12 protein-coding genes and 1 tRNA gene are annotated in these 12728 nt (G+C 71.8%); 11 read left to right on the forward strand and 2 right to left on the reverse strand.

Annotation, left to right across the window (positions count from 1 at the left end; all coding sequences use genetic code 11):
* Nucleotides 1-12: 12 nt before the first annotated feature.
* Nucleotides 13-1368 (reverse strand): sodium-dependent transporter, encoded by a 1356-nt coding sequence (locus EXE48_RS09795; RefSeq protein ID WP_121599736.1) that lies wholly within the window; start codon nucleotides 1366-1368, stop codon nucleotides 13-15.
* A 198-nt stretch (nucleotides 1369-1566) separates the two neighbouring features.
* Here EXE48_RS09795 and EXE48_RS09800 point away from each other — a divergent pair, with 198 nt between their 5' ends.
* The gene (locus EXE48_RS09800) at nucleotides 1567-2955 is read left to right on the forward strand and encodes an NAD(P)/FAD-dependent oxidoreductase (RefSeq protein ID WP_137711314.1); all 1389 of its coding nucleotides are present in this window, start codon (nucleotides 1567-1569) and stop codon (nucleotides 2953-2955) included.
* Nucleotides 2956-3018: 63 nt separating this feature from the next.
* On the opposite strand, the gene EXE48_RS09805 is transcribed toward EXE48_RS09800, so the two are convergent.
* Nucleotides 3019-4143, reverse strand: coding sequence for a M24 family metallopeptidase (locus EXE48_RS09805; protein WP_137711315.1), 1125 nt, complete (start codon nucleotides 4141-4143; stop codon nucleotides 3019-3021).
* 248 nt (nucleotides 4144-4391) lie between these two features.
* Between EXE48_RS09805 and EXE48_RS09810 the strand changes: the two genes are divergently transcribed.
* The 10 genes from EXE48_RS09810 to EXE48_RS09855 all read left to right on the forward strand — a co-directional run bounded on the left by EXE48_RS09810 (nucleotide 4392) and on the right by EXE48_RS09855 (nucleotide 12678).
* A tRNA-Val gene (locus tag EXE48_RS09810) sits at nucleotides 4392-4466 on the forward strand.
* 259 nt (nucleotides 4467-4725) lie between these two features.
* Nucleotides 4726-6147 carry a lamin tail domain-containing protein gene (locus tag EXE48_RS09815; RefSeq protein ID WP_199236368.1) on the forward strand — a complete coding sequence of 474 codons (1422 nt, stop codon included), beginning with the start codon at nucleotides 4726-4728 and terminating at the stop codon, nucleotides 6145-6147.
* A complete protein-coding gene (locus EXE48_RS09820; protein ID WP_121599739.1) occupies nucleotides 6144-6440 on the forward strand; it encodes a DUF3006 family protein in 297 nt (98 codons plus the stop codon). Before EXE48_RS09815 ends, EXE48_RS09820 begins: the two co-directional genes overlap by 4 nt.
* Before the next feature lie 115 nt (nucleotides 6441-6555).
* Nucleotides 6556-7257 (forward strand): P-loop nucleotide/nucleoside kinase family protein, encoded by a 702-nt coding sequence (locus EXE48_RS09825; protein ID WP_121599740.1) that lies wholly within the window; start codon nucleotides 6556-6558, stop codon nucleotides 7255-7257.
* Between the two features lie 99 nt (nucleotides 7258-7356).
* On the forward strand, nucleotides 7357-7641 hold the full coding sequence (locus EXE48_RS09830; RefSeq protein ID WP_137711316.1) for a translation initiation factor eIF-1A: 285 nt from the start codon (nucleotides 7357-7359) through the stop codon (nucleotides 7639-7641).
* Between the two features lie 223 nt (nucleotides 7642-7864).
* A complete protein-coding gene (trxA, locus tag EXE48_RS09835; RefSeq protein WP_053771021.1) occupies nucleotides 7865-8206 on the forward strand; it encodes a thioredoxin in 342 nt (113 codons plus the stop codon).
* 86 nt (nucleotides 8207-8292) lie between these two features.
* Nucleotides 8293-9435 (forward strand): aminotransferase class V-fold PLP-dependent enzyme, encoded by a 1143-nt coding sequence (locus EXE48_RS09840; protein WP_137711317.1) that lies wholly within the window; start codon nucleotides 8293-8295, stop codon nucleotides 9433-9435.
* A 72-nt stretch (nucleotides 9436-9507) separates the two neighbouring features.
* Entirely contained in the window at nucleotides 9508-10065 is a 558-nt protein-coding gene (locus EXE48_RS09845) for a class I SAM-dependent methyltransferase (RefSeq protein WP_137711318.1), read from the forward strand.
* 95 nt (nucleotides 10066-10160) lie between these two features.
* Nucleotides 10161-11264: a DoxX family protein gene (locus EXE48_RS09850; RefSeq protein WP_053771018.1), complete on the forward strand. Its 1104-nt coding sequence runs from the start codon at nucleotides 10161-10163 to the stop codon at nucleotides 11262-11264.
* Between the two features lie 127 nt (nucleotides 11265-11391).
* Entirely contained in the window at nucleotides 11392-12678 is a 1287-nt protein-coding gene (locus EXE48_RS09855) for a phosphoglucose isomerase-related protein (RefSeq protein ID WP_137711319.1), read from the forward strand.
* The last annotated feature ends 50 nt before the right edge of the window (nucleotides 12679-12728 follow it).

Here is a 12728-nt window from a genome sequence, read left to right on the forward strand (position 1 = left end):
CGCGACCCGCGGTTACCGCGCGGCCAGCCAGTCGGCGAAGCCGCCGGTGAGGAAGCCGACGTAGTCGGTGACGCCGAGGACTAACGAGACGAAGATGACGAAGACGAGGGGGAGTCGAACGACCCAGATCCACGCGCCGTCGAAGCCGGCGGCGTCGCCCATCCCCTTCCGGAGCTCCTCGCGACCGACGCCGGGCACGACCCAGCCGACGAACAGCGCGAGCAGCAGCGATCCGAGGACAAGCAGGATGCCGTACGCGAGCCCGTCGTACAGGCCGAGGAAGATCGAGTCGACCGTCACCGGAACGCCGAGCAGGAACACCGCGGCGCCCAGCGCGGCCGACGCCGGGACGCGGGCGACGCCGACCTCGTCGATGAGGTAGGAGACGAGCACTTCGAGGATGCTGATCGCCGACGAGAGCGCGGCGATCCCGACCATGCCGAAGAAGACGATCCCGAGGATCCGGCCGCCGGGGATCCCGGCGAACGCGGCCGTGAGACTGACGAAGATCGCGCCGGGTCCGCCGGAGCCCGGTTCGATCCCGACCGTGAAGAGGACGGGGAAGACGACGAAGCCGACGAGGACGGCGACGAGCGTGTCGATCGTCGCGATGATCCCGGCGTCGGCAGCGAGGTTCCGGTCCTCGCCGAGGTAGGAGGCGTAGGTGATCATCACGCCCATCCCGAGCGAGAGCGTGAAGAACGCCTGTCCGGCCGCGGCGGGGAGTATCTCCGTCCAGTTCGCGGCGATCGTGCCGAAGTCCGGCGAGAGGTAGTAGGCGTACGCCGCGCTCGCGCCGTCGAGCGTGAACCCGTATCCGGCCAGGCCGACGAGGAGCACGAGGATGGCGGGGATCATCACCTTCACGCTCAGTTCGATCCCGCGCCTGACGCCGGCGGCGATGATGCCGACGACGAGCAGCATGAACAGGGCGTGGAAGACGAGCGTGTCGAGCCCCGTCGAGACCGTCTGGTACAGCGCCTCGGCCTCGGCCGGGTCGGTCAGCGTGTACCCCTCGGTGATCCCGATGAGCGTGTAGCGCAGGAACCAGCCGGCGACGACGCTGTAGTACGAGAGGATGATGAACCCGGTGACGACGAACAGCCACCCGGCGGACCCCCAGACGCCGCTGCCGAGTTCCCGCAGCGCGCCGACCGGGTTCCGGTCGGTCCGGCGCCCGATGACGAACTCCACGAGGATCGCCGGGAACCCGATCAGCGCGACGAACGCCAAGTAGGTGATCAGAAACGACGATCCGCCGTACTGGCCGGTGATGAACGGGAACCGCCAGACGTTCCCCAACCCGACCGCGCTGCCGACCGCGGCGAGGATGAAGCCCGCTCGCGTCGCCCACGTCTCGCGTGCCATTTGTGTGCCGGATGAATCCCCGTCCCCCGTAAAAACGTGTCTCTCCGGCGCTCTTACTACCGATAATCGAACATGATCAATCGGTCACCGGCGTCGGCGGAGGGGGGACGGCGCCGCGCGGCCGCGCAGGAACGGCGAGCCGGTTCGCGCCGCGCCGGGGACCGTGAATTTAATAGCCGGACGGGAACCTCTCGGTGTATGGAACGCGTAGACGTCGCGATCGTGGGCGGTGGGCCGGCCGGGTCGTCCGCGGCGCACGCGGCCGCGACCGGCGGCGCGGACGCCCTGGTCATCGAGAAGGGGGTCCCACGGGCCGACCGCGACCGTCTCGGTCCGGACTCGACCGACGCGGCCGGCATCCTGGACTACTGGGTGGACATCATGGGGATCCACCCCGACGAGTTCGACGACGGGGTCGTTCAGCGCGAGCTGAGCCGCGCGGAGTTCCGCGGGCCCGACGAGGCGGCGACGCTGACCTCGACCGGTATCGAGTCCTCGTACGACATGTTCGGCTACACCTTCCAGCGCGCCCGCTTCGACGACTGGCTCCGCGACCGCGCCGAGGACGCGGGCGCCGAGTACCGCGTCGGCACCTCGGTCCGCGGGGTCGACACCGACCTCTCGGTCGCGCCCGTCGACGACGGCCCGCGCCACGTGCTCGACCTCGCGGACGGGGGGAGCGTCGGCGCCGACTTCGTCGTCCTCGCCGACGGCCCGCAGCGGACGGTGACGAACCGCGTCCTCGACGAGTACCTGCCGGCGGACGCGCAGGCCTCCGAGCGGTTGGCCTCCCGCACGGCGAACCACATCGCCTACCAGGAGTACCGGCGCGTCCCCGAGGAGGTGTTCGAGGAGGTGAACGACGCCATCGTCTTCTGGTGGGGCGTGATGCCCGGAGAGACCGCGTACCCGTGGATCTTCCCGAACGCGGACCGGGTCTGCCGCGTCGGCCTGACGATGCCGATCGGCCTCGACATCGACGAGGTGGACGCCTCGGAGTACGCCCTCCTCCGCGAGGACGACGAGTCGATCCCGCAGGGCGGCGAGTACGTCCGCCGCCTCCTGGAGTGGCAGTACGGCGACGAGTACGACGTCGAGGAGGACTTCCCGCTGGTCGAGGAGGCGGGAAAGCGGAACGGGACGGAGACGTACCCGATCTCGTCGACGCGACCGATCGACTCGCCCGTAGACGCCGGCATCGCGGTCGCGGGCGGCGCGATGGGGACGACCTCGGCGTTCCACGAGGGCGGCGACCACGTGGCGGTCCGCACCGGCGCCATCGCGGGCGAACTCGCCGCCGAGGGCGACCTGGCCGCCTACAACCGCCGCTGGAAGGAGGCGATCGGCGACGAGGTCGTCCGCAACGTGACGATGGCCGACATGGTCGGCGACTACGGCCCGGACGACTGGAACCGCGTCATCGGGGCGGCCGACGCGATGCTCGCCGCCGAGGCCGGCGGGAACCTCCTCTCGCAGCCGTACCGGTCCGGCTGGGAGTCGCTGAAGCTGATGCTCGGCTACAAGTGGAACAAGCGCCGGGTGAAGGGCGACTACGTCGGCATCGACGAGAGCGAGTACGTCTACTGACCCGCGGCGCGCACCCCGGTCCGGAGCGGGATACCCAGAGCCAGCGCCTCGCTGGAGGCGCCGTTATCGGATGACCGGCGCCGCCAGTTCGACGGGCTCGCCGTCGAGTCCTCCGACGTCGACCGGCTCGACCTCGTGGGTCGGCCACCGACCGGTCTTCGTGAGCCGCTCGGTCAGCTCCGGCGCGACGAGGTGCGTGTCCTCGCTTTTCGTCCCCTGAACCGTCGGGTTCCACGCGTAGCCCATCGGCCACCGGACCGGCTCGTCGCCGCCGGGCGTCGCGAACCACTCCCGGCCCGCGAAGCCGGCCGCGCCGCCCTGGTGGTGGTTCTCCCACTCGTCGCCGAAGCCGACCGCGTCGTACGCGTCCCGGATGACGCCGAAGACGTCGCCGGCGGTGTCGGGAGCCTCGTCGCCTCCGGAGAGGGCACCGGCCGCCGCGGCCTCGGTAGCGCGGACCGCGGTCGCCGCGACGCGCGCCGCGGCGCGGTGGCGCTCCTCGAACCGGTCCGGGGCGTCGAAGGCGACGGTTCGCGTCATCGAGGCGTACAGGCCGGCGCGTTCGGCGGTGACGGACACGAGCGCGTAGTCGCCGAGCGCCGCGTCCGTCGGCGTGTAGTGGCGGAACGACTGCGCCCGCTCCGCGCCGCCGACGAGGACGACCGGCGTGTCCACGTCGCGGGAGGCGAGCGAGATGTCGATGCCGGCCGCGACCTCGTACTCGGGGTCCTCGGGTTCGAGGTTCCGGCAGACCGTCTCGACGGCGGCCGCGACCTCGCGGCCGAGCTCGCGGTACCGCTCGACGTCGTCGTCGGTGAGGGGCTGTCTGAGCCGGCTCCCGTCGACGGCCTCGAAGCCCGGCACGTCGAAGTCGGCGGCCGCGGGCGCGGGGGAGCGCTCGGCGACCGCCTCCGGGAGGGAGTCGGCGTGCCACGGGAACGACTCGACCGCGAACGCGTCCGGAAGCTCCTCCGCGGCGAGCCGCTCCGCCTCGATGTTGTCGGAGATTACGCGGAGCTCGCCGTCGTAACCGGCGGCCGCGACGCCAGTCGTCGCGTCGTCGTCGACGACGTTGTCGCCGCCGGTGAGCCACGCGAACCCGTTCGGGCGCGCGAACCAGACCGCTTCGAGCCCGCGCTCGGCGAGGTACGCGTCGAGCCTCTCCGTGCGGGCGGCAAGGTCGACCATACCCACGGACTCTCGCCGAACGGGTAAAACCGGTCGGAACCGCGCCGGCGGCCGAGAGGTCGCCGCGCGAGGTCGGTGGGGCTCGACCCCGGACGGCCCGAGACGACGCCGGATGACCCCGGCCGAACCCGAAATCGTCGCCGCGCCGTCTCCTGATCGGGCGCTTGGATCCGCGTCGGCGGGCGGGCGGAAACGAAAGGTTCAATTACGTCCCTCGGAAACGAAGAGATGCGTCAGCAAGCCCCTGCGGGTTGGTAGTCTAGTCCGGTTATGACACCTCCTTGACATGGAGGAGGCCGGCAGTTCAAATCTGCCCCAACCCACTTCCTTATACCCGAAAACCGCACGACGGCGAGAGACGTGTGTGCCGTCGAAGGAACTCGGATTACTGTGTTCTCAGATGGCGACGGGCACCGCTGGGGTGACCGCCGACCGACCGCTGATCGACCACCGACCGATGAAATCCACGAACCGTCGATCGAGTAGACTGTCGGAAAGGCGGCACCGCCGACTCCGTCGACCGGCCGGTCAGGACCGGTACCGGACACGTACCTCTTTCCCTGTGTAGCGCAGTAAGGAGATATGAAACGAACAGGGGGTGCGCTCGAAGTCCTCCTGGTCGTGGGGATCGTCGTCCTCGCGGGCTGTGCCGGCGCGGCGCCCGGCGATCAGGCGCCGACGGGGCCGGACACGGGCGACGAGACCGCGGCCGAGACGGGGAACGGGACCGTCGAGGTCCACTACATCAACGTCGGACAGTCGGTCAGTACGCTGATCCGCGGGCCGCGGGGCGAGACGATGCTCGTCGACACGGGACATTACAACGACGACGGGGAGTACGTGCTGGAGTACCTCCGGCGACACGACGTCACGCGGATCGACCACCTCGTCACCTCGCACAACGACGCGGACCACATCGGCGGCAACGCGGCGATCATCGAGTACTACGAGACGGAAGCCGAGGGGATCGGAGCCGTCTACGACCCCGGGATCGCCGCGAGCACGCAGACGTACGCGGAGTACCTCGACACCGTCGAGGAACACGACGTGACGCTGTACGAGACGCGCGAGGGCGACGCGATCTCGTTCGGCGCGGTCGACGTCGACGTACTCGGGCCGCCCGAGCCGTACCTCGAAGGCGAAGCGCGCAACGAGAACAGCATCGTGCTGAAGCTCACGCACGGCGAGACGAGCTTCCTGCTCTCCGGCGACGCCGAAGACGACCAGGAAGCGTACCTGATCGACACGTACGGCGCGGAGTTGCGGTCGACCGTGCTGAAGGCCGGCCACCACGGCTCGTCGAGCTCGTCGAGCGGCCCGTTCGTCGACGCGGTGGCGCCGCGGGCGGTCGTGGTGTCGAGCGCGTACGACTCGCAGTACGGGCACCCGACCGAGGAGGTGCTCCGGCGGTTCGCGGAGCGGTCGATCCCGACGTACTGGACCGCGACGCACGGGAACGTCGTCCTCGTGAGCGACGGGAGCGGCGTCTCCGTGCGGACGCAGCGCGACGCCCCCACCGGCCCGCTCGCGCTCCGCGACGCCGAACCGATCGACCCCGGCGCGGGGGGCGAGGTCGTCGAGCGCGCTCGCCTCGGTGGCGACCCGGTCGCGGGCGGGACCGACGGCGAGACCGGGGGCGACGACGGGGACGACGGGACGGCGACCGGCGCGGACGCGCTGGCGGTCGCCGCGATCAACGCGGACGCCGAGGGCGCCGACGGGGAGAACCTCAACGACGAGTACGTGGTCTTCGAGAACACGGGCGGGGAGCCGATCGACCTGTCCGGGTGGACCGTCGCGGACGAGGCGGGCCACAGCTACGAGTTCCCGGAGGGGTTCGCGCTCGACGCCGGGGAGACGGTCACGCTGCGGACCGGGAGCGGCGCGGACACAGAGAGGGACCTATACTGGGGGGCGGGGTCGCCGGTCTGGAACAACGCCGGCGACACCGTGATACTCTCGAACGCCGAGGGGGACCGCGTGCTGGAGGTGAGCTACGAGTGAGCGACGTCGACCTCCCGGACGGCGAGTACACCGCGGTCGTCGACGCCGTCGAGGACGGGCTCGCGACCGTGTTCTTCGAGCGGGACGGGGAGGAGGTGGGAGACGCGGTGGTGGACGCCGCGCGGCTCCCGCCGGACGGGCGACGCGCCGACGCCGTCCTCTCGGTGACTCTCGACGGCGAGCGCATCGAGTCCGCCGCCTACGATCCCGAGCGGACGGAGGCGCGCTCGGAGGCGGCGCAGGACCGGTTCGACCGGCTCTCGGAGCGGCCGCCGTCCGACGAGGACGCCTGACCGCTCGGGCGGTCGGCGCGCGCCGCGCCGCACGGACCGGAAGCGGAGCGCGGCGGGGCTCGCGGGGGCGGGCGATGCGAAGTTTCTTTAGCGTCACCCCGGAGGGTACGGGTAGATGAGCGACGGAGGCGGCCGACGACCGGACCGGGGCGAATCGCCGACTTCGAAGCGTGACGCGTCCGATTCTCTCGCTTCGGAGGCGTCGACCGCGGCCGCTTCGGTTACCGACGACGGGTCGCCGTCCGGGCGGCTGGTCGTCGTCTGCGGGCTCCCCGGCGTCGGCAAGACGACCGTCGCCGAGCGGGTCGCCGACCGCGTCGACGGCCGGATCCGCCGCACCGACGTGATCCGCAAGGAGCTGTTCGACGACCCCGAGTACACCGACGCGGAGACCGCGGCCGTCTACGCCGAACTCCTCTCGCGCGCCCGCGACGACGTCGACGCCGGCGACGCCGTCGTCCTCGACGCGACGTTCGCTGACGCGCGGTTCCGCGCGGACGCCCGCGAGACCGCCGCCGCGGCCGCCGCCGAGTTCGACCTGGTCGAGGTCGCCTGCGACGAGGCCGTCGTCGAGCGACGGATCGAGCGGCGCGACGGGATCAGCGACGCGGACTTCGACATCCACCTCCGGTTCAAGGAGCTGTTCGACGAGATCGCGACCGACCACGTGGTCGTCGACAACTCCGGGACGCAGGCGGAGACGTTCGCGCAGGTCGACGCCGCGTTCGGCGGCCGCGCGCCCGGCGAGGACGCGCCGAGCGAGGAGGCCTCCGCCGCCGGCGACGACCGCTCGGCCGCGGTCACCGACGCGGAGTGAGGGCCCCGCCCGCGACGCGGCAATCGTGTGAACAGACCGCATGACGGGGGTACACACGCGTCTCCCATCACTTATACGGGCGAGCGCACTACGGGTGGTATGAGCGAAGAATCCGGGCGGAGGAACCTCCGCATGCCCAACGACGACGAAGTGTTCGCCGTGGTGACGGAACACCTCGGCGGCAACCACGTTCAGCTGCGCTGCGCCGACGGCGTGGAGCGCCTCGGTCGGATCCCCGGCCGCATGAAGTACCGCACGTGGATCAGCGAGGGCGACGTGGTCCTCGCCGAGCCGTGGGACTGGCAGGACGAGAAGGCGAACGTCGAGTGGCGGTACGAGGACGAGGACGCCGACCAGCTGCGCCGCGAAGGCCACATCCAGTAATCGAAGCGCGTGCCGCGTCGCCGCCGACCGGCATTTCTCAGTCTCTCTCAGCACTCCGACGCGCCGCGTTCGGGCGGTCGCCCGGTCAGCGTCGTTTCCGGCTCCGACAGCGGCCGGGCCGGCTCGTACCGCGACCCGGCCGGAGTGACGACGCGGGTCGTGTCTCGTAGTATTGTGAGTTCTATCCAAAACCATTATCACGTCGAGGCGCGTAGGCGTGGGTATGAGTTCGACAGAAGCGGCCCCTGCGGAACCGATCCAGCTGACCGACGCGGACGCGTTCGAGGCGCACGTCGCCGATAACGATGTCGTCCTCGTGGACTTCTACGCCGACTGGTGCGGCCCGTGTCAGATGATGGAACCGGCCGTCGAGGCGGTCGCGGCGGACACCGACGCGGCGGTGCTGAAGGTCGACGTCGACGTCCACCAGGCGTTGGCCGGCGAGTACGGGGTCCAGGGCATCCCGACCCTGCTCGTGTTCGCGGACGGCGAACTCGTCGACCGGATGGTCGGCGCGCAGTCCGAGCAGGCCCTGACCGACGCGATCGAGAAGCACGCCGCCTGAGCCGTCCCGAACGCGCAGCACGCCGAAGCAGCCGGGGCGCGGTCGGCGGCCGATCCGCCGCGGCCCGAGTCGCCGAAACCGACACCATGAGAACGATTCGACTCGACGACGACGGTATGACCCCCAGAGAGCTCCGCGCGGACGTCCCGGCCCTCGGCGACGCGGCGTACTTCAACTTCGGCGCGCACGGCCCGAGCCCGGAGTACGTCGTCGAGGCGGCGGCCTCGTTCGTCGAGGACCACGAGTACGGCTCCGCGACGACCGACCCCTACGAGCGCGCGTTCGAAACGTACGACCGGGTGCGCGAACGGATCGCCGCGTTCGTCGGCGCCGACCCCGAAGAGATAGCGCTCACCGAAAGCACGACCGACGGGATCAACCGCGTCGCCGGCGCGATCGACTGGGAGCCGGGCGACGTGGTCGTCCGGACCGACCTCGAACACCCCGCCGGCGTCCTCCCGTGGCGGCGTCTCGAACGCGAGGGCGTCGAGGTGCGCGTCCTGGAGACGGAGGACGGTCGCCTCGACCGCGACGAGTACGCCGCGGCCGTCGCGGACGCCCGCCTCGTCTGCTTCAGCGCGATCACGTGGACGCACGGCACCCGACTCCCGGTCGCCGACCTCGTCGAGGTCGCGAACGACGCCGGCGCGTTCACCCTCGTCGACGCGGTCCAGTCGCCCGGGCAGATGCGCATGGACGTACACGAGTGGGGCGCCGACGCGGTCGCGGCCGCCGGCCACAAGTGGACGCTCGGCCCGTGGGGCGCCGGGTTCCTCTACGTCGACCGCGACGCGGCGACCGACCTCGCGCCCCGCGCCGTCGGCTACCGGAGCGTCGCGGACCCGACCGGCGACGAGATCGAGTTCAAGCCGGCGGCGGGGCGGTTCGAGATCGGGACGACCACGGCGGCGGCCCACGTCGGCCTCGTCGAGGCGCTCGACGCGATCGACGCGGTCGGGCTCGACGCGATCGAGTCGCGGATCGAATCGCTCACCGACCGACTGAAGACGGGCGTGCCCGACGACCGGCTCCTCAGCCCGCGAGCCTACGAGTCGGGGCTCGTCACGATCGACGTCGACGACCCCGATGCGACCGTCGAGCGGCTCGGCGAGGAGGACGTCGTCGTCCGCTCGCTCCCGCACCCGAACGGGGTCCGGGTGTCGGTCCACGCGGTCTCGACGGAGACGGAGGTCGACCGGCTCCTCGACGCGCTGGAATCGGAGTGGTGAGTCGCGGCGGAAGCCGGCGGCCCCGCACCGCGCGACCGGACGCGTTTTAGTACTCCGCGGACAAGACCGCGCATGGGATTCCACACGTTCGACGCCGACCAGGCGGACCAGCTGGAGCGCCCCGGGCGGTACCGCTGGGTGTCCGCGGAGGAGCTGGTCGGGCCGCTGGTCGAGGCCGACGCCGCGGTCGTCGCCGACCTCGGCAGCGGCACCGGCTTCTACACGGACGACGTGGCGCCGCACGTCGAGACCGTCTACGGCGTCGACGTCCAGCACGAGATGCACGACCGGTACCGCGAGAAGGGGACGCCGGAGAACGTCGAACTCGTCGCGAGCGACGTGGAGGATCTCCCGTTCGCGGACGGCGAACTCGACGGAGCCGTCTCGACGATGACGTACCACGAGTTCGCGAGCGACGCGGCGGTTGCGGAGCTCGCGCGCGTCGTGCGCTCGGGCGGCGTCGTCGCGACGTTCGACTGGTCGGCCGACGGCGACGGCGAGCGGGGCCCGCCCGTCGACGAGCGGTTCGCCGCCGCCGACGCGGTCGCCGCGCTGGAGGCCGCGGGCTTCGAGGTCGCCTCGGCGGCGACGCGGACAGAGACGTTCGGCGTCGTCGCGCGGGCGCCGTAACGCCCGCCGCCGAGGGGACGAACCGACCGTCTCAGCCCCTTTGACGAACGTTCGTGAAGAAATAGCGTTAGGTGCGTCCGGCCCGTAACGCGGGCATGTCCGTTCGTCACCGATCGGTCGCTGCCGCCGCGGTCGCACTGCTCGCGACGCTCGTCGCGCGGCCGGTCGCCGCCCACGTCGACTACGTCACCGAGGACTCGGGCGACCCGCTCGACGCGGCGGCGTTCGTCGCCGAGGTGCTCTCGGACCCGTTCAACGCGGCCCTCTTCGCCGGGTCCGGGCTCGTCGCGGTCGCCGGGCTGGCCGCGTACCTCCGGGTGCGCCCGACCATCGTCGACGTCGTCGTCCTCCGGGAGAAGCTCGCCGGGTACGGCGACCTCGTCCCGTGGATGCTGCGGCTCGCCGTCGGGCTCCCCCTCGTCGGCGCCGGCTTCCAGGGGTACCTGTTCGCGCCGACGCTGTCGTTCGACCCCGCGGCGAGCCCGCTCCTCCGGCTCCTGTTCATCGGGCTCGGCTTCGCCCTCCTCTTCGGGCTCGCGACCCGGATCGCCGCCGCGGTCGGCCTGCTGACGTACGCGTGGGTGCTCGTCGCGGTCGACCCGCTCGTCGTCCTCGCGGTGGAGTACGTCCCGGTGTTCGTCGCGCTGGGGATCCTCGGCGGCGGGCGGCCGAGCGCCGACGACATGCTCCTGGAGGTCGCGAGCACGCCCGGGTCGTACTACGGTCGGGTCGACCCCGTTCACCACCTGAAGTCGTTCCTCGACGAGGCGACCGGACCGCTGCGGCGCTACGTGCCGACCGTGCTGCGCGTCGGGATGGGCGTCTCGTTCGTCTACCTCGGGCTGATCCAGAAGCTGGCCGACCCGGGGAGCGCGCTTCAGGTCGTCGAGAAGTACGACCTCACGTCGGTCGTGCCGGTCGACGCGGGGCTGTGGGTCGTCGGCGCCGGCGTGACCGAGGTCGCCGTCGGCCTCGCGCTGATCGCGGGTTTCTTCACCCGCGGCGCGGCCGCCCTCTCGTTCGCCCTGTTCACGACGACGCTGTTCGGGCTGCCCGACGACCCGGTCCTCGCGCACGTGGCGCTGTTCGGCATGGCCTCGGCGGTGTTCACGCTCGGCTCCGGTCCGCTGGCGTTCGACCGCTGGGTCGGTCGACCCGCGCTCGGCGAGGAGGAGGAACCGATCGCGGCCGCCGACTGATCGAGCGCCGATCGACCGGGGGCCGACCGAGCCCCGTCGCTCGCGCGTCGCGCCGACCGGCGGCGGGGCGACGGGCGACCGCCGTCCGCCGGCGGTTATTAAGTCCCTCTCGCGCGGTGAGACACGTATGCGAGTGGACCTCGGCAACGCCCTGGAGACGACCCCGGGGCTCACGACGGAGACGTTGGACAGGCTCGACGACCGCGTCGCGGCCGCGCACGAGCGGATCGCGACCGGGATGGCCGACGACGAGTTCGGGTACGCCGCCCTGACCCTCCCCGAGACAGCGGACCCGGACGCGATCTACGCCGCGGTCGACGGGTTCGACCGGCCCGAGGCGGTGCTGACGGTCGGCATCGGCGGGAGCGCGCTCGGCGCGGCGACGCTGTCGAACGCCCTCGCGAGCGACGTGGACGCCTACGTCCTCGACAACGTCGACCCCGACGACGCCCGGCGCCTGCTCGCCGACCTCCCGCTGGACGACACCGTCGTCAACGTGGTCTCGAAGTCGGGGACGACCGCGGAGACGCTCGCGAACTTCCTCGTCGTCCGCGAGGCGATGGCCGACGCGGGCGTCGACTGGACCGAGCGCACCCTCGTCACCACGGGCGAGACGGGGAACCTCCGAGAGCTGGCCGACCGCCACGACCTGCCTTCGCTGCCGGTCCCCGACGGGGTCCCCGGGCGGTTCTCGGCGCTGTCGACGGTCGGGCTCGCGGTCGCCGCGCTCCAGGGCCACGACGTGGAGGCCGTCCTCGCTGGCGGCCGCGACGGGATGGACGCGCTCGCGGGGTCGCTGTACGAGTCGCCCGCCTACGCCTACGGGGCGGCGACGTACGCGCTCGCGGAGCGGGGCGCGCTCACCAACGCCGTGATGCCGTACGCCGAGTCGCTGGAGACGTTCGCGGAGTGGTTCGCCCAGCTGTGGGCCGAGAGCCTCGGGAAGGACGGGCTCGGGCAGACGCCCGCCCGCGCGCTCGGCGCGACCGACCAGCACTCCCAGCTCCAGCTGTACCGCGCCGGCCCGCCGGACAAGCTGGTGACGCTCGTGCGCCCGACCGAGCGCGCCGACGCGCCGATCCCGGAGACCGACCTCGACGGGCTCGCGTACCTCGGCGGCTCGTCGCTCGGCGACCTGCTCGACGCGGAGTTCGAGGCGACCGAGGCGAGCCTCGCGGCCGCCGGCGTCCCAAACGTGCGCGTCGAGGTCGACCGCGTCGACGAGCGCGCGCTCGGCGAGCTGCTGTTCGGGATGGAGGCGGCCTGCGTGCTGTACGGCGAGCTCGCGAGCGTCTCGACGTTCACGCAGCCCGCGGTCGAGTGGGGCAAGAAGGCGGCCCGGGGGCTCCTCGGCGGCGGCGACTTCGCGGAGGCCGAGGCGGTCGACGAGAAGCGCGAACTGCGGATCGAGTGACTTCCGCGCCCGCTCCCGAGTCAGACGCGCGGCGACCGCCGAGCGACATC

This window comes from Halorubrum sp. ASP1 (genome assembly GCF_005435135.1).
Lineage (GTDB): Archaea > Halobacteriota > Halobacteria > Halobacteriales > Haloferacaceae > Halorubrum > Halorubrum tropicale.

Excerpts from the sequence above, each read along its gene's own strand:
- EXE48_RS09795 (WP_121599736.1), bottom strand. The coding sequence starts at position 1,368 with ATGGCACGCGAGACGTGGGCGACGCGAGCGGGCTTCATCCTCGCCGCG.
- EXE48_RS09800 (WP_137711314.1), top strand. The coding sequence starts at position 1,567 with ATGGAACGCGTAGACGTCGCGATCGTGGGCGGTGGGCCGGCCGGGTCG.
- EXE48_RS09805 (WP_137711315.1), bottom strand. The coding sequence starts at position 4,143 with ATGGTCGACCTTGCCGCCCGCACGGAGAGGCTCGACGCGTACCTCGCC.
- EXE48_RS09815 (WP_199236368.1), top strand. The coding sequence starts at position 4,726 with ATGAAACGAACAGGGGGTGCGCTCGAAGTCCTCCTGGTCGTGGGGATC.
- EXE48_RS09825 (WP_121599740.1), top strand. The coding sequence starts at position 6,556 with ATGAGCGACGGAGGCGGCCGACGACCGGACCGGGGCGAATCGCCGACT.
- EXE48_RS09830 (WP_137711316.1), top strand. The coding sequence starts at position 7,357 with ATGAGCGAAGAATCCGGGCGGAGGAACCTCCGCATGCCCAACGACGAC.
- trxA (WP_053771021.1), top strand. The coding sequence starts at position 7,865 with ATGAGTTCGACAGAAGCGGCCCCTGCGGAACCGATCCAGCTGACCGAC.
- EXE48_RS09840 (WP_137711317.1), top strand. The coding sequence starts at position 8,293 with ATGAGAACGATTCGACTCGACGACGACGGTATGACCCCCAGAGAGCTC.
- EXE48_RS09845 (WP_137711318.1), top strand. The coding sequence starts at position 9,508 with ATGGGATTCCACACGTTCGACGCCGACCAGGCGGACCAGCTGGAGCGC.
- EXE48_RS09850 (WP_053771018.1), top strand. The coding sequence starts at position 10,161 with ATGTCCGTTCGTCACCGATCGGTCGCTGCCGCCGCGGTCGCACTGCTC.
- EXE48_RS09855 (WP_137711319.1), top strand. The coding sequence starts at position 11,392 with ATGCGAGTGGACCTCGGCAACGCCCTGGAGACGACCCCGGGGCTCACG.